14 protein-coding genes are annotated in these 19,491 nt (G+C 63.8%); 2 read left to right on the top strand and 12 right to left on the bottom strand.

Annotated features, from left to right (window positions below):
• Positions 1 to 150: 150 nt before the first annotated feature.
• The 5 genes from RT582_RS08530 to RT582_RS08510 form a co-directional block, all read right to left on the bottom strand.
• Complete coding sequence (locus RT582_RS08530; protein WP_313477149.1) at positions 151 to 1,158, bottom strand: lysylphosphatidylglycerol synthase domain-containing protein; 1,008 nt, start codon at positions 1,156 to 1,158, stop codon at positions 151 to 153.
• Positions 1,155 to 2,399, bottom strand: a complete 1,245-nt coding sequence (clsB, locus tag RT582_RS08525; RefSeq protein WP_014820201.1) for a cardiolipin synthase ClsB — start codon at positions 2,397 to 2,399, stop codon at positions 1,155 to 1,157. Before clsB ends, RT582_RS08530 begins: the two co-directional genes overlap by 4 nt.
• The gene (locus tag RT582_RS08520) at positions 2,396 to 3,199 is read right to left on the bottom strand and encodes an endonuclease/exonuclease/phosphatase family protein (protein ID WP_313477148.1); all 804 of its coding nucleotides are present in this window, start codon (positions 3,197 to 3,199) and stop codon (positions 2,396 to 2,398) included. Before RT582_RS08520 ends, clsB begins: the two co-directional genes overlap by 4 nt.
• Positions 3,196 to 4,113, bottom strand: a complete 918-nt coding sequence (locus tag RT582_RS08515) for a DUF72 domain-containing protein (protein ID WP_313477147.1) — start codon at positions 4,111 to 4,113, stop codon at positions 3,196 to 3,198. The genes RT582_RS08520 and RT582_RS08515 overlap by 4 nt, the downstream gene beginning before the upstream one ends.
• 268 nt (positions 4,114 to 4,381) lie before the next feature.
• Positions 4,382 to 5,302: a LysR family transcriptional regulator gene (locus tag RT582_RS08510; protein ID WP_313477146.1), complete on the bottom strand. Its 921-nt coding sequence runs from the start codon at positions 5,300 to 5,302 to the stop codon at positions 4,382 to 4,384.
• Positions 5,303 to 5,405: 103 nt separating this feature from the next.
• Between RT582_RS08510 and RT582_RS08505 the strand changes: the two genes are divergently transcribed.
• Both RT582_RS08505 and RT582_RS08500 read left to right on the top strand, forming a co-directional pair.
• Positions 5,406 to 6,230: a DODA-type extradiol aromatic ring-opening family dioxygenase gene (locus RT582_RS08505; protein ID WP_023445367.1), complete on the top strand. Its 825-nt coding sequence runs from the start codon at positions 5,406 to 5,408 to the stop codon at positions 6,228 to 6,230.
• 29 nt (positions 6,231 to 6,259) lie between these two features.
• Positions 6,260 to 7,099 carry a DUF2218 domain-containing protein gene (locus RT582_RS08500; RefSeq protein ID WP_313477145.1) on the top strand — a complete coding sequence of 280 codons (840 nt, stop codon included), beginning with the start codon at positions 6,260 to 6,262 and terminating at the stop codon, positions 7,097 to 7,099.
• 156 nt (positions 7,100 to 7,255) lie between these two features.
• Here the strand turns inward: RT582_RS08500 and RT582_RS08495 are convergent, their stop codons facing one another.
• From RT582_RS08495 to glgA, 7 genes are all read right to left on the bottom strand, one after another.
• Positions 7,256 to 8,107, bottom strand: a complete 852-nt coding sequence (locus tag RT582_RS08495; protein WP_313477144.1) for a M23 family metallopeptidase — start codon at positions 8,105 to 8,107, stop codon at positions 7,256 to 7,258.
• A gap of 442 nt (positions 8,108 to 8,549) precedes the next feature.
• Complete coding sequence (glgX, locus tag RT582_RS08490; RefSeq protein ID WP_313477143.1) at positions 8,550 to 10,700, bottom strand: glycogen debranching protein GlgX; 2,151 nt, start codon at positions 10,698 to 10,700, stop codon at positions 8,550 to 8,552.
• Between the two features lie 98 nt (positions 10,701 to 10,798).
• On the bottom strand, positions 10,799 to 11,152 hold the full coding sequence (locus RT582_RS08485; protein ID WP_313477142.1) for a DUF2934 domain-containing protein: 354 nt from the start codon (positions 11,150 to 11,152) through the stop codon (positions 10,799 to 10,801).
• Complete coding sequence (locus RT582_RS08480) at positions 11,149 to 13,959, bottom strand: malto-oligosyltrehalose synthase (protein WP_313477141.1); 2,811 nt, start codon at positions 13,957 to 13,959, stop codon at positions 11,149 to 11,151. Before RT582_RS08480 ends, RT582_RS08485 begins: the two co-directional genes overlap by 4 nt.
• The gene (gene malQ, locus RT582_RS08475) at positions 13,956 to 16,031 is read right to left on the bottom strand and encodes a 4-alpha-glucanotransferase (RefSeq protein WP_312442332.1); all 2,076 of its coding nucleotides are present in this window, start codon (positions 16,029 to 16,031) and stop codon (positions 13,956 to 13,958) included. The genes RT582_RS08480 and malQ overlap by 4 nt, the downstream gene beginning before the upstream one ends.
• Entirely contained in the window at positions 16,028 to 17,800 is a 1,773-nt protein-coding gene (treZ, locus tag RT582_RS08470) for a malto-oligosyltrehalose trehalohydrolase (RefSeq protein ID WP_313477140.1), read from the bottom strand. The genes malQ and treZ overlap by 4 nt, the downstream gene beginning before the upstream one ends.
• A 12-nt stretch (positions 17,801 to 17,812) precedes the next feature.
• Positions 17,813 to 19,363, bottom strand: coding sequence for a glycogen synthase GlgA (gene glgA, locus RT582_RS08465; protein ID WP_313477139.1), 1,551 nt, complete (start codon positions 19,361 to 19,363; stop codon positions 17,813 to 17,815).
• Positions 19,364 to 19,491: the final 128 nt, after the last annotated feature.

The raw sequence follows: 19,491 nt of genomic DNA, 5'->3' as shown, positions 1-19,491 counted from the left end.
AGCCTTTCGTGGATAGAGCTGCTGACAGAACCGACCGGTGAGGCTGTTCCCCTTGGCTCCGTTCAGGTATCCGCATTTATGGCTGCGACCCTGGCCGCGAACGGAGCACATCTCGAATCGCGGTCTTTCGGAGATCGCCCTCGCTGACCTTCAGCTCGTTTCCTGAGAGACAGTCTGCTGGTCGCCGGCCTGGTTGCTGCTGCGCAGCTTCTTCGCCCGGGCTTCGAGCACCACATAGACGAGGGTGGCGAACAGCAGGGGGATCAGGAAGTAGATGACCCGGTAGCCGATCAGACCGCCGACGATGGCGCCTTTGCTCATCTCGTCGGCGAGCATTGCCACGAATACCGCCTCGATGACGCCGAGCCCGGCCGGGATGTGGGTGACCACGCCGGCGATGCTGCTGATCATCAGGATACCCAGCACTTCGGGATAGGCGGCCTTCTGGGAAAGCATGAAGTACACCACCAGCGCCATCAGCGACCAGTTGGCGGCGCCCAGCACCAGCTGGATCAGCGCCAGGCGCAGCGAAGGCAGTTGAATCTCGTGGCCGCGAATGGTCCACGAGCGACGCTTGGAGAAGCCGCACAGCCACAGATACACCACACACGCGACCAGCAGGCCGACGCCAAGCACCCGCAGGGCGGTGAAGCCGATTTCCCAGCTGGCCGGCGGCTGAATCCAGCCCATGGCGAAGATCATTCCGGCCAGCCACATGTAGCCCAGCCAGTTGGTGAGGATGCTCATGGTGAACACCCGGGTGATCTGCGAGGGTTTCAGCCCCAGGCGCGAGTACAGACGGAAACGCAGGGCGATGCCGCCGACCCAGGCGCTCAGGTTGAGGTTGAAGGCGTAGCAGACGAAGGTGACCGGCAGGATCTGTCGGATCGGCAGGTCATGCCGTGCGTAGCCTTTGCCCAGCACATCGAAGAAGCAGTACACGAGGTAGCTGCCAAAAGCGGCAGCGCCAGCCATCCACAGCGTCTGTGCCTGGTAGTTGCGCAGGGTCTTGTAGACCTCACCCCAATCGAGGTTGCGCGCGAGACCGACTAGCAGGCCGACGACAAGTGCGAAGAACACATAGGTGAGGATCTTCTTGATCAGCGGCCAGCGTCGGCGCCAGCCGCTCTTTGCCTCGGCCTGATTGGTCTGGCTCATTGGTGGTCTCGCTGCAGGGGAGAAGGGACGGGATCGAGTGGGCGGGTGGTGTCCGGATCGATCAGCTCCAGGCGTGGCTTGTGCTCGGGGAACAGGCTGACCAGCCCCGGGAAGTGCCGCAGGAAGTGGAAGATCAGGAAGGCCAGCGGCGCACGCCACCAGAAACCGCGGACGATCCGCTCCAGCGGAATACGCCGGCAGTCGGTCTGCAGCAGGTGATCGAGGCGCTCGTGCAGGTGGCGGTTGAACACATGATCACGAATGATCAGGTTGGCCTCCAGATTGAGCGACAGACTCAGCGGATCGAGGTTGCTCGAGCCGACAGTGGACCACTCGTAGTCGGCCAGCGCGACCTTGCCATGCAGCGGGCGGCGACAGTACTCGTGGATCTCCACGCCGTCGCGCATCAGGTAGTTGTAGAGCATGCGCGCGCCGAACTTGGCGATGGGCATGTCCGGCTCGCCCTGGAGGATCAGCCGCACCCGCACCCCGCGCCGCGCGGCGTTGCGGATTTCCCGCAACACACGATAACCGGGGAAGAAATAGGCGTTTGCAATCAACAACCTGGAGCGAGCATCTCGAATCGCTTGCAGGTAGTGCTGCTCGATGTCGTTGCGGTGCTGGTCGTTGTCGCGGATGACGAACAACGCCCGCGCCTCGCCACGGCTGACGCCACCGTAACCCGGCGTCTGATGCCGCATGCGCCGCCGCCACCAGCGATGGGTCGGCTTGTCCGGTGCGATCTGCGCCAGTGCGAAGTGGTGGATATCACGCACCACGGGACCTTCCACCTGCAGGGCATAGTCCTGCTTGGCGGCCGGGCCGAAGTCACCCAGGTGATCGGCGGAGAAATTGATGCCGCCGATGAAGGCGACCTCGCCATCGACCACGACGATCTTGCGATGCATGCGCCGGAACACGTTGAGCCGGCGGCCGAGTAGGCGCTTGCCGGGATCGAACATGTGAATACGCACGCCGACGCGGGTCATGGCGGTGACGAAATCACCGCACAGGTCCGCCGAGCCGTAGCCGTCCACGGTCACATCGACGCTGGCGCCGTTTTCCGCGGCGGCGATCAGCGCTTTCTGCAGCTCTGCGCCTACCTTGTCCTGGAACAGGATGAAGGTTTCCAGCAGCACTTCTTTCTTGGCCTGGGCGATGACCTCGAACACTCGAGGAAAGAACTCTTCGCCGTTTTCCAGTAACTGAAGGCGATTCCCGTCTCTCCAGTGGTAACTCATAGATGTATCTCCACCGCTAGGGGCAGATGATCGGACAAGTGCGTCCAGGGTTTGTTACCGAGGATTCGCGCATCGTGGCTGCTGGCATTGCGCACATAGATGCGGTCCAGGCGCAGCATCGGCCAGCGTGCCGGGAAGGTTTTCGCCACCTGACCCTGGGAAACGGCGAAGACCTCATACAGGCCAGCACAGCGGTCCAGGGTCCTGGTGGCCTTGAGTCGCCAGTCGTTGAAGTCTCCCGCGACCACCACCGGCGCACCTTCGGGCAGCGAGTCGAGCAGGTTGCAGAGCAGTTCCAGCTGCTGCTGACGGTGCGACTCGCGCAGCCCAAGGTGTACGCAGATCGCGTGAAACTCGTCGTGCCCCGGCACCTGCAGCACGCTATGCAATAGGCCGCGGCGTTCCGGGCCGGCGATGGAAATGTCGAGGTTCTCGTAGCGGATGATCGGAAACTTCGACAGCACGGCGTTGCCATGGTCGCCGTCCGGGTAGACCGCGTTGCGGCCGTAGGCGAAATCGGTCCAGATGCTGTCGGCCAGAAACTCGTACTGTGGCGTGGACGGCCAGTTGTGAAAGCGCAACGCGTGCTTGTCGTGGGTGCCAAGAACTTCCTGCAGGAACACCACATCCGCCGAGACGCTGCGCACCGCTTCACGCAGCTCGGGGAGGATGAAGCGACGGTTGAGTGCGGTGAAGCCCTTGTGCGTATTGACCGTGAGAATGCGGATCGAATTGACCGCTGTCGCCATGTGGGCATCGAGGTCGGCGCTTTCGATCGGGTGATTTTTGTCCAGAGTCAAACCATTGCTCCTTCCAGTTGGCCAGGCGTGGCCTGCAGGTGTTTATCCAGGCCGAGCCGGCGCAGCAGTTGCCGCGCGTCATAGGGCGCGCGAACCTTCACGTCGTTGTCGAAATAGCAGTACACCGCGCGGGATTTGCGCGGCCGCGGCTTGCGCGGGCTGGTCAGTCGCGCGTCATCGGGCTGGTCGCCGTCGCTCCAGCGCTGGATGCGTTGACACCAGTGGTCCAGCGCGGCATCGGTGTAACCGCTGGTATAGAGCTCCTCGGCGCCATGCAGGCGGATGTAGACGAAGTCGCTGGTGAGGTCTTCTAGGTGCGGCCACTTGCCGGCGGTGTCTGCCACCACCAGCGCGACCCGGTACTTGCGCAGCAGGTCGATGAATTCGGGCTCGGCGAAACTGGCGTTGCGGATTTCCACCGCGTGCCGCATCGGCCGCTTGCGGTCGATGGACAGGTAGCTGCGCCCCTCCATGCGGGGCTCGCATCCTTTGGCGATGGCCAGCGCGGCTTCGGTGTCGTGGGGCAGCTGGCGAAGGAAAGTCTCGAACAGTTCCGCATCGAATTTGAACGAAGGCGGGAACTGCCAGAGGATCGGCCCGAGTTTTTCCTTGAGCTGGAAGATTCCCGAAGCGAAGAAGTTGGCGATCGGTTTCTCCACGTCGTTAAGACGGCGTACGTGGGTGATGTAGCGCGGCCCCTTGATGCTGAAAACGAAGCCCTTTGGCGTATCGGCGTACCAGTCGGCATAGCGCTCCGGGGTCTGCAGCGAATAGAACGAGCCATTGATCTCGATGCTGCTCAACGCGCGCGAGGCGAACTGCAGTTCCTTCTTCTGCGTCAGCCCCTTGGGGTAGAAATCGCCACGCCAGGGCGCGTAACGCCAGCCGGATATGCCGATATGAATGTTCGCCATGGGCCGGCCCTACCGTGCAATCAGGACAGACGAGGCGCGTGCCGGATTACTGGCGGCGGTAGCTGCTACGCAGGGCGTTGCACCGGTAATGGGGTTGACCGCTTTCATAACCACTCCAATTCGCCCAGACAGGTGCGCAATCGCCGATACGCACATCTGTTCCGACTTTTGCGCGCAGTAGCGGTTCACCTTTTCTATCGCGGTGGTGGCAGTTTTAGCGTGCGGGCTGCGCTCTGGACCGTGGTCTTGCGGCTGAAGTAGAGCGGATTCAGTCCGGCGACAGGCTCCACGGCAGGTCAGCGGAAAATGCGTCGACCAGATAATCGATCATCACCCGGACCTTGGCCGGAGGACGTCGATCGGGCGGGTAGACCACGTGAATTCCACCAAGCTCGACGCACGGCTGATCCAGCTCGAGGGCGACCAGTTCACCGCTGCGCAACGCTTTGGCGACAATGAACTGCGGCTGGTAGATCACACCCTGTCCACCGACCGCGGCGGCCACCAGGGCTTCACCGTTGTTGGCGACCAGGTCGCCGTTGACTGCGATCCGCACTTCGGAATTGCGACCGAACGGCCAGACCTTGCCCGCGGCGAGGCTCGCCAGGCTGTAGCCGAGACAGTTGTGCTGCCCCAGGTCGGCGACGCTGCGCGGCACGCCTCGCTCATCCAGATAGCGCGGCGCGGCACAGACCAGCAATGGGGAATCGGCAAGCTGGCGGGCCTGCATGGGACTGTCCTGCAGCCTGCCAATGCGAACGGCCATGTCCCAGCCGCCATCGATCAGGTCGATCCGGCTGTCGGTCAGGCCGAGTTCCACTTTCACCGCGGGATGGCGACGGCTGAACTCCGGAATGAGCGGGGCGATGAATTGCGTGCCGAACGTCAGCGGCACATTCATGCGCAACAGCCCGGTGGCCTCGATCCGCTGCGACGCAACGCTGGCCTCGGCTTCCTCTATCTCCGGGAGGATGCGCTGGCAGGCCTCCAGATAGTTGCTGCCGGCCTCGGTCAGGCTCAGGCGACGGGTGCTGCGGTGGAACAACTTGACCCCGAGACGGGCCTCCAGCGCATCGACATGCTTGCTGGCCATCGCTGGCGACATTTCCAGATGGCGCGCCGCCGCCGAGAGGCTGCCAGCCGTGGCAGCGCGGGCGAATACGCGCATGCCAGTGATTCTGTCGAGCATCGCGGTTCCTACTCCTGGTTAAAACTGTGTGTTCTTTTTAGCAGGTTCTCTCACCGCCGAGTGTAGGTCATGCTTGGTCGCACGTCCTTCACGGAGTCCGCTGATGATTGCCAGTGATCCTGCAACTGATCGAACCATGCCGACGCTGTTCGTGCCGCATGGCGCCGGGCCTTGCTTCTTCATGGAGTGGAACCCGCCGACCGCCTGGAACGCCATGGCTGATTTCCTCAGGGGCATCGCGGCGACACTGCCGGTGAAACCGACGGCCATCGTGCTGATTTCCGGGCACTGGCTGCAGCCGACGTTCAGCGTCACCAGCGCTGCGCGGCCGGCGTTGGTCTACGACTATCACGGCTTTCCGCCGCACACCTATGAGCTGCGCTATCCGGCTGCAGGTGAGCCGTGGCTGGCTGCGCGTATCGCCGGTCTGCTCGAAGACGCTTCGCTCGGTGGCCATGAGGACGCACAGCGCGGCTTCGACCACGGCATGTTCATCCCGCTGAAGCTGATGTTTCCCGACGCGGATATCCCGGTGGTGCAGCTTTCGCTGCGCAGCGACCTCGACCCGCAGGCACATATCGAGGCCGGTCGTGCCTTGCAGGGCTTGCGCAAGGACGGGGTGCTGATCGTCGGCAGCGGCATGAGCTTTCACAACATGCGCGGCTACGGCGACCCGCGTTTTGCACCGATCTCCGACGAGTTCGATCGCTGGCTGAGCGCCGCGGTCGAATCCGCGCCCGAGCAACGCGATCTCGCGCTGCAACGCTGGGAACAGGCGCCGTCGGCACGCCTCTGCCATCCGCCGCGCGCCGAGGAACATCTGCTTCCGCTGCTGGTGGCGGCCGGCGCGGGTGGAGACTCCATCGGACGCAAGGTCTTCAGTGACCGCGTCATGCACACCATGCTGTCCGCCTATCGCTTCGGCTGACAGGGCAAATTTCTACAGGAGAACAAGCGATGTATCGATCACATGCCCGTATCGCGGCCGAGAACCCGCAGCGGCTGATCAAGCGGCTTTGCAACCACTGGCGGCACAAGTTTCCCGTACAGCTGGACGAGCAGGGCGGGGTCATCGAGCTGCCGATCGGCCGCTGCGATCTGCGCGCCGTTGAGGGATACCTGAACGCGCACCTGGAATCAGCCGATCAGGACAAGACGCAGCAGTTGCAGAAGGTTGTGGCCGATCACCTGGCGCGCATGGCGGGAGAAGAGCGCCTGCAGATCGACTGGCAATCCGAAGCGGGCCAGCCGCCCGGAGCCGCTGCGAACGCGAACACGGCGGTCGACTCCAGAAGTCGCTATGGCACGGTTTCGCGAACATTCCACTGGCTGATGGCACTGCTGATCGTCTGGCAGTTTCTCAAGCTGGGCGACCGCATCGCCGAAGGCGAGCACTGGGTCGGGCAGACCCTGGTGCCCTGGCATGTTTCCCTTGGCGCGGTGCTGCTGGTACTGATGGTGGTGCGCATCGTCTGGGCGGCGAGCCAGCTCAAACAGCGCCCGCCGCACGACCCGGCCACAGCATGGCTGGTCAAGGGCGGTCACATGGCACTGTACGGCTGCATGTTGCTGATGCCGATCAGCGGTCTGCTGTATCTGATCGGCAATGGCTACGGGGTCAAGGTGTTCGGCCAGCAACTGGTGGAGAAAGGCCCGGAGATCGCCTGGGCCGCCTCGCTCGGCAGCGTGCATTCACCGCTGGCCTGGCTCACCGTTCTGCTGGTGCTCGGGCATATCGGCGCTGCGCTGTATCACCGCCTGGTCAAGCGCGACGACATCATGCAGCGCATGCTCTAGGGTCTGTTCCCGTTTCGTCGCAAGCCGCGTCGCTGCGCCAAACGGTGCCATGGCCGGGCGGCGTTCCGCAGGCGCGGGACACAGGTAATGGAGTTCCCTTGCCAAGTCCCGCAACGCCGCATGGCGCCATTTGCCGCGCAACCGGAGGGTCTGGCTTCACTGGCTGCTCAGCGCAAAGTTGGGCAGCGAGCTGACCGGCTGGTTGAAGCGGAAGGGGATCGACAACATCGAGCTGCCATAGGCCTTTTGCACCACGAAGTGCAGGTGTGGTCCGGTGCTGCGGCCGGTGTTGCCGGACTTGCCCAACAGCGTGCCGAGCTTGACCTGCTGCCCTGGCTTGACCCGCACCGATCCGCGGCTCAGATGCAGGTAGGCGCTGTGGGTGCCGTCTTCGTGTTCGATGCGCACGTAGTTGCCGGCCGGGTCGGGAAACCGGCCGCCCTGGCCGTTGCGAATCTTCACCACGGTGCCCGCCCGAGCCGCCACGATAGGGGTGCCGACAGGCATGGCGATATCCACCGCATAACGACCGCTCGGCGAGTTATGGCTGAAGTCGCCGCCAGCGCCTTGGGATATGCGGAACGGCCCGCCTTGCCAGGGCAGCGCATACGCCGGCCCTTCGACCGAAACCGAGTCAGGCTGATCCGGCTCCGGCGAGAACAGCATCGCGTAGCTGAACGAATGCTTGAACATGATTGGCCCGCCGGCCTTGCGCTTGCTCAGGGTAGCCACGCGAACGCGGCTGTTGGCCGGAATGGTCTTGCGAATCACCCCCTTGCCGACGCCGGCCACATTGACCATGCGCGTCAGCCGCAAGGTGACCTCGACCGGCACTTCCAGCGTGTTGCTGACGTCCATCGCCTTGCCGCTGCCGGCACGGTTGATGAACAGGCGCACCGAGCCCGGTTTATCGGCTTTTGCCTGGTTGTTGGCGGCCACGGCCGGCACCAGAGGTGCCAGCCCGAGCAGTAATAGAAAGGGATAAAAAAGCGGTCGCAGAGAGAGCATGACGTGTGATCCATCACGGAAAAGACAAGGCTGCCGGCGACGAGCAGAACGAATCCGTTGGGTTGGTTAGGGGGCCGCGCTGGTTTTGGGACTTGAGTCACGCGATGAGGTTCACTACCGCGTGTCGTTTTTTGCGCGTGGGCGCGGGACTAAGTCTGTGGCGGTACAGGAGCTTTGCGGTCGAGACCGCTCCCACATCCGTTATGGGCTTGGCGTGAGGTGGGAAGGGCGTCTATAGCTCGATTTCCGCGCGGCGACATTCAGGGACGCCAAGCCAGCCGTGCCACTGAACTGTTGAAGCACCGCTTCGCGGTCGAGGCCTGGCGGCCCCGCGCTCCCCACAAAACAAGTTGGTGTGGAAGGGGCAGCAGTGAATGCCAGGCACGCGGTCCCGGAGAAAGCCAGCATAAGTGCCCCGGCCACTGGGCCGAGGCGCCTTTGCTCACTCGTCGGACTTGATCAGTTCGAGCAGCAGCAGCGAACGGCCGGTCACGGCGTATTCGTCGTTGAAGTCGAACCGTTCCGGTCGAGCGGTCGGGTGGTTGGTGTCGATCAGGCGATTCCAGTAGATACCCTGCGGCACCTCCGGCAGCGTGAAATTCACCAGGTCATGATGCGCGTTGACGATGATCAGCAGCGTTGCGTCGGAGCCTGCGCGTCTGATGCCCGTGGGCTGGGCTCGACCGTCAAGCAGCATGCCCATGCAGCGGTTGTGTGCGTCCTCCCACTGTTCGATGGACATTTCCTCCGCATTCGGCGCCAGCCAGGTCACGTCCTTCACACCGAGCTCTTCGTGGTAGGCGCCGACCAGAAAGCGCCCACGGCGAAGCATGGGGAAGCGCTGGCGCAAGCGGATCAGCTTACGGGCGAAACCCAGCAGGCCGTAGCTGTCTTCGCTGATGTCCCAGTTGACCCAGCCGATCTCGCTGTCCTGGCAATAGGCATTGTTGTTGCCGTGCTGTGTTCGGGCGAACTCGTCACCGGCGACGATCATCGGTGTGCCCTGGGAGAACAGCAGCGTGGCGAGGAAATTGCGCATCTGCCGATAGCGCAGCTCGTTGATCTCCGGGTCGTCGGTATGCCCCTCGACGCCATGGTTCCACGACAGGTTGTTGTCGCTGCCGTCGCGGTTGTCTTCGTCGTTGTCCTCGTTGTGCTTGTGGTTGTAGGACACCAGGTCCTTCAGCGTGAAGCCGTCATGGGCGGTGACGAAGTTGATCGAACTGAACGGGCGCCGCCCGCGCTGGTTGAACAGGTCGCCGGAGCCGGTGAGACGGCTGGCGAAATCAGCCAGCTGGCCGTCGTCGCCTTTCCAGAACGAGCGCACCGTATCGCGGAACTGGTCGTTCCACTCGGCCCAGCCCGGTGGGAAACCGCCAACCTGATAGCCGCCGGGGCCGCAGTCCCAGGGCTCGGAAATCAGTTTGGTCTTGGCCAGGACCGGGTCCTGGCGACAGGCGACAAGAAAGCCGTGGCGCTCGTCGAAACCATCGTGTTCGCGGCCGAGAATGGTCGCCAGATCGAAGCGGAAGCCATCCACGTGCATCTCGGTCGCCCAATAGCGCAGCGAGTCGGTGACCATCTGCAGTACGCACGGGTGGCTCATGTCCAGCGTGTTGCCTGTGCCGGAATCATTGATGTAGTAGCGCTTGTCGTCCGGCATCAGGCGGTAGTACGAGGCGTTGTCGATGCCGCGCATGGAGAGGGTCGGGCCGCGCTCGTTACCCTCGGCGGTGTGGTTGTAGACCACGTCGAGAATCACCTCGAGGTCGGCGTTGTGCAGGTGCGCGACCATCTCCTTGAATTCGGTGATCTTGCCGCTGGCCAGATACTTGGGGTGCGGCGCGAAGAAGGCGATGCTGTTGTAGCCCCAGTAGTTGGCCATGCCTTTTTCGAGCAGATGCTGGTCTTGCACGAAGGCATGGATCGGCAGCAGCTCGATCGAGGAGACGCCAAGCTTGCGGATGTAGTCGATCACTTCCGGCGTCTTGAAGCCGGCGAAGGTGCCGCGCACATCGTCCGCTACCGCCGGATGGCGCATCGTGTAACCGCGTACATGGGTCTCGTAGATGATCGTCTTGTCCCAAGGCACCTGCACGGGGTGATCGCGGCCCCAGGTAAAGGCAGGATCGATGATCTTGCACTTGGGCACGAAGGGGGCGCTGTCGCGCTCGTCAAAGCTGAGATCGCCGTCAGGGTGGCCAATGGTGTAGCCGAACAGCGCTTCGGACCATTTCAGCTCGCCTACCAGTTGCTTGGCATAGGGGTCGATCAGCAGCTTGTTCGGGTTGAAACGATGGCCGTTCTCCGGGTCGTACGGACCGTATACGCGGTAGCCGTAGATCTGCCCGGGATGCGCATCCGGCAGGTAGCCGTGCCAGATCTCATCGGTGTACTCGGGCAACTCGATACGCTCGAGTTCGACCTCGCCGCTGGAGTCGAACAGGCAGAGCTCAACCTTCGTGGCATGGGCGGAGAAAATCGCGAAATTGACCCCCAGGCCGTCCCAGGTTGCCCCGAGCGGGAAGGGCAAGCCCTCGCTGATCCTGGACGGGGTCGTAACCTGCGGCACGTAGGGCTTCTTCTTACTCATGAAATCTCCAAAGGCGGATTCCGGATGGCGTGCCGAGGCGGGTATCGGCGCGAACGATCATTCGACCGGTCCCACGCCGACAAGATGCCTGCCGCCGGTCAGCTTTCCTTCTTTGCCCGCGGGGTGCGTGTTTTCTTGATGGTTTCGGGGGTGCCGGCCTTGGCATCGGTGCCAGCCTTGGGTGCAGCACGGCTCGCGCGGGGCTTGGCCGCCGGGGCGTCCTTCGCATCCTTAACGTCCTTGGTCTTGCTCTTGGCTTTGGGTGTGGCGTCGGTGGGTTTGGTGGCGGTCTTGCGTGGACGGCTGGCAGGCTTGGCATCGGCAGCGCCGTGTTCGGCCTCGACCAGCTTGCGCGCCATGGCCCAATGGCGCTCATCTTCCCCTACCGGGCAACCCTCGGATTGCCAGATCTGATAAGCGAACTCGCGGATACGTTGCTCTTCTGAACTCATTGTTGGGATTCTCCATTTGCGGTCATAGACGTATGCAGGACGGCCGCCGATAGTCCGTCCAGAACGCGCGCAACCTCTAGGCTGGCTTGTTGGGATGAGACTGTCGCTCCGTCGAAAAGTCGCTCGAATTCACTACCGTTTAGCGCCTCGGGCAGTTCGATCCGGGTGTTGCTCCAGCGCTGCGCCGGAATGCTCGGTACTCCACGATCCCCCAGCAGATCCGCTGCCAGCCGCGGCACCACGACTACCACCCACTCGCCTTCCAGCTCGCGGGCGAATGCCAGCAGCTGCTCGGCCTGCTCGCCAGAAACCGCAAGCTGCAGATAGCGGCCTTCGCTGAACAGCCGCGGGTAGCGTCGACGCAGCTGCAGTGTGCGGCGGATCACGGCTTGCTTGATGCGACCGTCGTGCCAGCTTTGCAGCAGCTCATCGAGTGAGGCCGCGCTGGCGAGGCTGTGCTGCCGTGCAGTGAAGTCCACCGGCCGTCGATTGTCGGGATCGACCAGGCTGAAGTCCCAGTACTCGGTGCCCTGATAGAGGTCGGGCACGCCGGGGGTGGTCATGCGCAGCAGACTTTGCACAAGGCTGTTCAACGCACCGGCAGGGGCCAGTTCGGCAGCGGCCGCAGCGATTTCGTCCCGTAATGGTGCACCTTCGCCGGTGAGTAGCAGGTACTCGACGTGCTGGCGGCAGGCGCTTTCGTAATCGCTGTTGGGGTCGCTCCAGGTGGTGCGCAGCTTGGCCTCGCGCAGGGCTTTCTCCTGCCATTGCAGGATGCGTGTGCAGTACTGCTCCATCGCCGCCTTGTCGTCGGCCCGCAGGTCCAGCGGCCAGCTGCCGAGCAGAATCTGGAACAGCATCAGCTCATCGCCGGGCGAGGGCGCCGCACCGTCACCAAGCTGCTGGATGTGGCTGGCACTCATCTCGCGCCAGCGCCGCACCTTGCCGGCAAACCATTCGGCGCGCTCGCTGATTACCGCGATGCGCGCGCGGGTATCTTCGCCACGCTTATGGTCGTGGGTCGCGGTGGTCAGCATGTTGCGCGGGAAGTGCTCGGCGCGTTGCAGGCACTCGTCGTGGAAGGCCTGCAGCGGTGCGCTGAAATGTTGCGGGTCGAAGCCGACATCGTTGCGCGACAGCAGAATGCCGGAGCGGTAGCAGGCGGTATCCTCCACGGCCTTCGCCGCAGCCGGCGACGTTAGCTGCTGGAAGCGTGTGCAGGCGTAGCGGCGAATCTTGCGCAGGCTACGCGGCAGTTGCCGCAGGCTTTCGCCGCCGAGCCAGCGCTGCAGATGCTCGAGCAACGGCCAGTCGGCTTCGCTCAAGGTCGTCTTCGCGCCGTCCAGCGCCTGCTGGAAGAACGGTTCATCGGCCTCGCGGCGTCCCGGTGCGGCAATGTAGGTGCGATACACCGGGAAATGGACGATCAGCTCCAGCAGGGCGCGGCGAATCGCGCCGAGGGTGATGTCGCGGGTCATCACGTCGCCGCGGGCGACCTGCAAAAGCGACAGGGCGACGGTTTCGAAGTCGCCTGCTAGCGGGCCGGTCAGCACCAGCTGGCGAGCCTGGCGAGCCTCTTCCATGAAATCGGTGGTGCGTCCGCTGGTGTCGCTCCAAAAAGAGCACAGAAGTGATTCGCCAGCCGGGTCATGTTGCAGCAGCGACACCTGATTCATGAATTCGTAACCGGTGGTGCCGTCCACGCCCCAGTCGTCATGCAGCCGCTCGCCGCCGGCGAGAATCTTCTCGACGTAGATCGGCACGTGATCCTGCACCGCGTCCTGCGGGCGCCCGGCATTCAGCCGATCGACACGCCGGCGCAGGCGTCGGCAATAGCCGCGCGGGTCGGCTAGCCCGTCGATATGGTCGATGCGCAGGCCGTCGACCAGGCCATCGCCGATCAGCTCGAAAATCTTGGCGTGGGTTTCCTCGAACACCACCGGACGTTCGACGCGCAGGCCGCCCAGCTCATTGATGTCGAAGAAGCGCCGCCAGTTGATGTCGTCACCCGCGGTCCGCCAGCTGGCCAGCCGATAGTTCTGACGTTCAAGCAGGCTGTGCAGGCGGCGGAAGCCGTCATCGGTAGTGGAGTCGTAGCAGTTGAGCGCCTGCTCCAGCGCCTGGCGGGCGCTGGCGTCCTGGAGCTGCTCGGCGAGCTCGGTGCGTAGCAAGCGAGCGGCCTGGTACGGCGCGGGCTCGGTCTTCAGGGCATCGAAGTGCTGCGCCAGGGTACGCAGCTGCGGATGATCGGCGGCACGCAACACCTCGCCGTAGCTCGGCGGGGTGATCGGAAAACGGTGCTCGTAATGCTCGGCGTACAGCGAGCCGTTATCAACGTCCAGGCGCAGCTTCACGGTGCCCTGCTGCAGCGCCTCGCCATAGTCGCTGCCAAGGAAGGGCACCAACAACTGGCCTTCGAGCAGGGGGTCCGGCGAATTCCACTCGATGTCGAAGAACTGCGCGTACGGGCTGCGGCGGCCCCACTCGAGTACGTCCAGCCACCAGGCGTTGCCCGAGCCACCGACCGCCATGTGGTTGGAGACGATGTCGAGGATGAGCCCCATGCCCTTGCCGCGCAGGGCCTCCACCAGACGCTGCAACGCCGGTTCGCCGCCCAGTTCAGGGTTGATGCGGGTCGGGTCGATCACGTCATAGCCGTGCATGGAACCGGGGCGGGCGGTCAGCAATGGGGACGCATAGATGTGGCTGATGCCGAGTTCCGCGAAGTAGTCGACCAGCGCAGTAGCGTCGTCTAGGGTGAAGTCGCGGTGAAACTGCAGTCTCAGGGTTGCGGTTAGGTCTTTCATCGATGCGCAGCTCCACGATGGTTACGACGGGCCTGCGCAAAGGACGCCAGCCGGCGGCTACTGGCCGGGCTGTCGAGCAATGTTGCACTGTCGCCGGGATAACGGCGACGCCAGTTGGGATGGGTTTCGACGATGCCGGGCATGTTGGTCTGTTCTTCCAGACCGAGCGCATCTTCAACTGGAACCAGTACCAGCGGCGCAGGGGTGTGCGCCAGGAAGCAGATGGCGGCATCGACCGCCTCCTCGGCGTTCAGCAGCACGTCCGGGTTCTTGCCGCTGTACTCGCACAACGCACGATTCAGCCCTGCGCGTTCTTTCTCACGCGCTTGCCACTGGGCATCACGGTCCGATTCGGGCACCTGGCCGACCTTGATGCGCCAGTCGATATCGTGACCGTGCCACCAGCCCGTCAGGGTCGGGATATCGTGGGTGGTACTGGTTGCCAGCGCCTGCGCCGGGTACTGGGCAGGCGTCTGGAAATGGCCGTCGTGCTGTTCGAACAGCAGCACCCGCATACCGAGGATCCCCCGTGCCGCGAGTACGTCACGCAGGCCGTGGGGAATGGTGCCGAGGTCTTCGCCGAGGATCACCGCCTGGTGGCGCCAGGCCTCGAGGCAGAGCAGGCGCAGCATGTCGTCGAAGGGAAAGTTGAGGTACACGCCGCGCTTCGGGTCGGCACCGGCGGGTACAACCCAGAGACGCTTCAGGCCCAGCACGTGGTCGATACGCATGCCGCCGGCATGGGCGAGGTTGGCGCGCAGCATTTCAATATAGGCACGGAAGCCGTTCTGCCGCAGGCCCCAAGGCGAGAAAGCGGAAATGCCCCAGTTCTGGCCATCGCGATTCATGATGTCCGGCGGCGCGCCAACACTCAGCGATGCCAACAGCTCGGCCTGGCGGCTCCAGGCCTGACTGCCGCCGCCATCGGCGCCGACGGCGAGATCGGAAATCAACCCGATGCGCATACCGGCGCTGCGCGCGGCGACTTGGGCACGTTCCAGGCCGCGGGCCATCAACCACTGGCCAAAGGCGTGGTAACTCACCTCATCGGCATGTTCCCGGGCAAAGGCCTCAACGGCCGGGCTGGAGGGATCGCGGTATTCGCTTGGCCAGTCGTTCCAGTGCTGCGTGTGGCCCTGTGCGTCCCGCAAATGAGTGTGCAGGGCTTCGAAGCGGCAGTGGTTTTCCAACGCCTCGCCACCGCTCGCGCGGAAGCTGTCGAAATCCACCTGCAGGGCGTTGCCGCCCTTGCTGAAGTCGTCGAACAGCTGCCGCAACAGGCGATGCCGCGATTGCGCCACGGCCGGCCAGTCGATCAGCTCCAGGCGCTCGAGCCGTTTCAATTCCTCACCTAACCCGCAAGTCTCGATCGCTTGGCGCAACGGCCGCTCACCAAGGATCGAACCCGGCGCGGCGTGCAGCACGTTGAAGAACAGCCGGCTCGACGGTGAGTAAGGGCTGTACTGATCGATATGCGCGCCGAACATGGCGTGCACTGGACTGATTCCAAGCGCATCGGCTCCGTGGGCAGCGGCGTTGCTGACCAGCGCCTCCAGTGCCTGGGTGTCGCCCAGGCCACCATCGTCCGCGCGGCGCAGCCCGTATAACTGCACCGTCAGGCCCCAGGCGTCCGCCCCGGCGATCTCGGCGACTGTGGGGCAGGAGAGCGGGGCGATAGCCACGGTCAGCTGATACTTGTCGATGGTCAGCCGGTAGTAGCCGGGCGTGTCGATGGCTGGCAGGCGCGCCTGGTTGTCGAGCGTGCCCTGCTGAACACCGCCATCTTCTGCTTGCAACTCGAAACGACTGGTCGCCGGAAAGTAGGCGGAAAGGTCCAGTGCAGCGTGCTGATCGCAGGTCAGCAGCGGCGGCACGCCGCCGTGGTTGTTCTTGTGAGCGAGAATCTCGAGGCTGGCTTCGATATCTGCATCGGTTTCCGCCGCCAGCCCGAGGCAGGTCAGTACGTCACGCAGTACGGCCGGCTCGACCCGTTGTTCGCGGTTGTCGGCATCGACCCAGTCGATGGAGAGCCCGGCGGCTTCCGCCAGGCGGATCAGGGATTCGTCGCTCATTTGGCTTTCTCCAGATACAGCTTGGCCATACGAGGCGGCAATTGGTCGGGCGTGGCATCCAACGCACGGCTGGCGAACAGCAGCTGCGCTGCGCTAGACGAGGCGGGCAGTAGAGCGGCTTGTTCGCCTAGGTTCAGCTCAAGGCGCAGCTGACTGCCATCACCCAGCTGCCAGCGTGCAAGCACAGCGGCATCGCCCAGCACGCTGCAACCGAGAAAGGCGCTACCGGGCAGGCGCGGCACGATCTCGGCATGGCGGATGCTCAGCAGCTGGCGGTACAGCGCATGCCACTCGGCGTGCCCCGGTTGCGTCTGCGCACCGAAGTCCGGCCGCGACTGCTCAAACGTGGATACGGCGTTGGGATCGGGAATGCGCTCGCGGGTGGCTTCGTCGGCGAACTCGGAAAACTCGGCGAATTCGTTGCGGCGGCCTTCACGCACTGCATCGGTCAGCTCGCCGTGATGGCTGGTGAAGAACAGGAAAGGTTGTCGCGAGCCCCATTCCTCGCCCATGAACAACAGCGGGACCATGGGGGAAAGCAGCAGGACGGCGGTGGCAGCCCTGAGCGCGTCGGCATCGGCCAGCGTAACCAGGCGATCGCCAAAGGCGCGGTTGCCGGTCTGGTCATGGTTCTGCAGGAACAGCACGAACGAGGTCGGTGACAGGTGCGCACTGGGCTCGCCACGGGATTCGCCACGGCGGTTGTTCTGCCCCTGGTAGACAAAGCCTTCGCCAAGAAAGCGCGCCAGTTTGCTGGTCGCGTCCTGGTGATAGTCGGCGTAATAGCCCTGGCTTTCGTCGGTGAGCAGCGCATGCAGCACATTGTGGCCGTCATCGTTCCACTGCGCGGTGAAGCCCTGGGTCAGCAGGCTGGCGCGATTGTCCTCGTTCTCCAGCACCAGATGCACATGACGACCGGGTTCCACGGTGGCGTGCACGCGCTCGGCCAGCTCGGTGAGGAAGCTGCGGTCGGGAATGGCATGCACGGCATCGAAGCGCAGCCCGTCGAAGCGGTAGTCCATCAGCCACATCAGCGCGTTGTCGATGAAGAAGTCGCGGACTTCGCGGCGGCGGAAATCGATGCCATCGCCCCAGGGCGTCTGCTGGTCGTGGCGGAAGAAGTGTTTGGCGTAGCGGCCGAGGTAATTGCCGTCCGGGCCGAAGTGGTTGTAGACCACATCGAGAAACACCATCAGGCCGAGGCCGTGGGCGGTATCGATCAGATGCTTTAGATCTTCCGGACTGCCATAGGCCGCTTCCGGCGCGTAGGGCAGAACGCCGTCGTAACCCCAGTTGCGGTCGCCGGGAAACTCGGCGATCGGCATCAGCTCGATGGCCGTCACGCCGAGGTCGGCAAGCCCGGCGAGGTGCTTTTCCATCTCGGCGAAACCGCCATACAGACCGACATGGGTTTCGTACAGCACCGTCTCGTGCCAGGGACGACCGAGCCAGCTGCTGTTGCGCCACAGATAGTTGTCATGGGTATCGACCACCAGGCTCGGCGCATGCACGTCACCCGCCTGCGCCCGCGAGGCGGGGTCGGGCACATGCAGTTCGTCGTCGATGAGAAACCGGTAGAGCGTACCGGCCCCGTAAGGGGCATCGATGCTGAACCAGCCTTCTTCAGTGGCGGTCATCGGCAGCGTTTGTGCGCCTACAACGATCAGACTGACGTTTTGCGCATCGGGCGCCCAGAGTCGGAAGCGGGTGGTCCCGTCTTCCAGCAACTCTGGCCCGTGATGCCCGATATGGGCACGCTGCTTCTGCATTGAACGACCTCTTCAGATTAAAAGACGAACCTCGCGGCGCTCTCCGAGCAATTTCCGGTACAGCGCGTCATAGGGTTCGATGGCGTGACGCCAGAAAAAGCCGGCCCCCATCGCCCGGCAACGCATGGCGGCCAGCAGCTGAGGATGCTGATGGATCGCCAGCGCCCGCTGGACGGCCTGCCGGTAGCTGTTGACATTGGATTCGTTGAACAGGAACCCGGTGATGCCGTCATCGATGGAGTCGGCCAGCCCGCCGGTGCGACGTGCGACCGGTAATGAGGCATAGCGTTGGGCATACATCTGGCTGAGGCCGCACGGCTCGTAGCGCGACGGCATCAGCAGAAAATCGCTGCCGGCGAACAGGCGGCGCGCATCGGTTTCGTTGAAGCCGATGTGGGCCGCGACACGGCCGGGGTACTGGGCCGCGAGCTGGCGAACCTGATGCTCGATCTGGTGATCGCCCTGGCCAAGGATGGCCAGCTGGCCGCCGCCTTCGACGATGGCATGCGCCACGTCGAGGGTCAGGTCGACACCCTTCTGGTGCACCAGGCGCGAGACCACGGCGAACAGCGGTGCATGGCAATGCTCGAGACCGAACGAGTCGCGGATATACGCGGCATTGGCCTTTTTGCCTTCCCAGTTGCGTGCGCTGAAACCCTTAACCAGATAGGGATCGCTTTCCGGCTCCCAGCTTTCGTCGATGCCGTTGAGCAGCCCACTGAGCAGTCCCTGCCGGGCTTTCATGCTGAGGAAGCCTTCCATGCCGCAGCCGAATTCCGGCGTGGTGATTTCCTCGGCGTAGGTAGCGCTCACCGTGGTCACGCGGTTGGCATAGGCGATCCCGGCCTTGAGCAGGGACAGCTTGCCGTAGAACTCCATGCGCTCCGGGTCGCAGGCCTCGGCGGGGATTCCCAGCAGACGCCGCTGCGCCATATCGATGTTGCCCTGGTAGGCGAGGTTATGAATGGTGAAGACGCTGGGCGTGTTCAACCCGCGCCAGTGCATGTAGGCGGGCGCCAGACCGGCTGGCCAGTCGTGGGCGTGCACCAGCTCGGGCGCCCAGCGGATGCAGGCGGTACCGGCGGCGATTTCCGCAGCGGCCAGTCCGAGGCGAGCGAAACGCACCGGATTGTCCGGCCAGTCGTTGCCATCGGCGTCACCGTATGGCGAGCCTTCGCGCTCATAGAGTTCCGGGCAGATCAGCACATAGATGATCAGGCCGTCGGGCATGTCCATCCGGCCGATGCGGCAGCCGGGAATCTCGGCATAGCCGCCCAGCGAGCCAACCGTGCGGATGGCGTGACCGCTGTTGATTACCTGCGAATAGCCGGGGATCAGCACGCGCACATCGTGGCGTGCGCCCAATGCCCGGGGCAGTGCCGCCGACACGTCGGCGAGCCCACCGGTCTTGACCAGATCGGTCAGTTCGGAGGTGACGAACAGAATCTTGCGTTTGTCATCGTGGCTACTGCGAATCTGCAGGGCAGGGCGAGTAACCAGGGGTATGGCGGGTTGCGCCTTCGGTAGTCCGACAGGCAGGGCGTTCACAGCGGCAATACTCATCACGATCTCCCCAGAGCCCCGGCGTTCCAGGTGCCGGCGCCAGCTACGAGCATATTTCTCCTATGCAACGATCTGATGACCGCCACATACCATGAACACGACCAGGCTGAAATCTAGTTCGGAGCTGC

The sequence above is a fragment of the Stutzerimonas kunmingensis genome (assembly GCF_032106285.1).
Taxonomy (GTDB): Bacteria; Pseudomonadota; Gammaproteobacteria; order Pseudomonadales; family Pseudomonadaceae; genus Stutzerimonas; species Stutzerimonas kunmingensis_B.
This window is presented reverse-complemented; position numbering and strand designations above follow the sequence as displayed.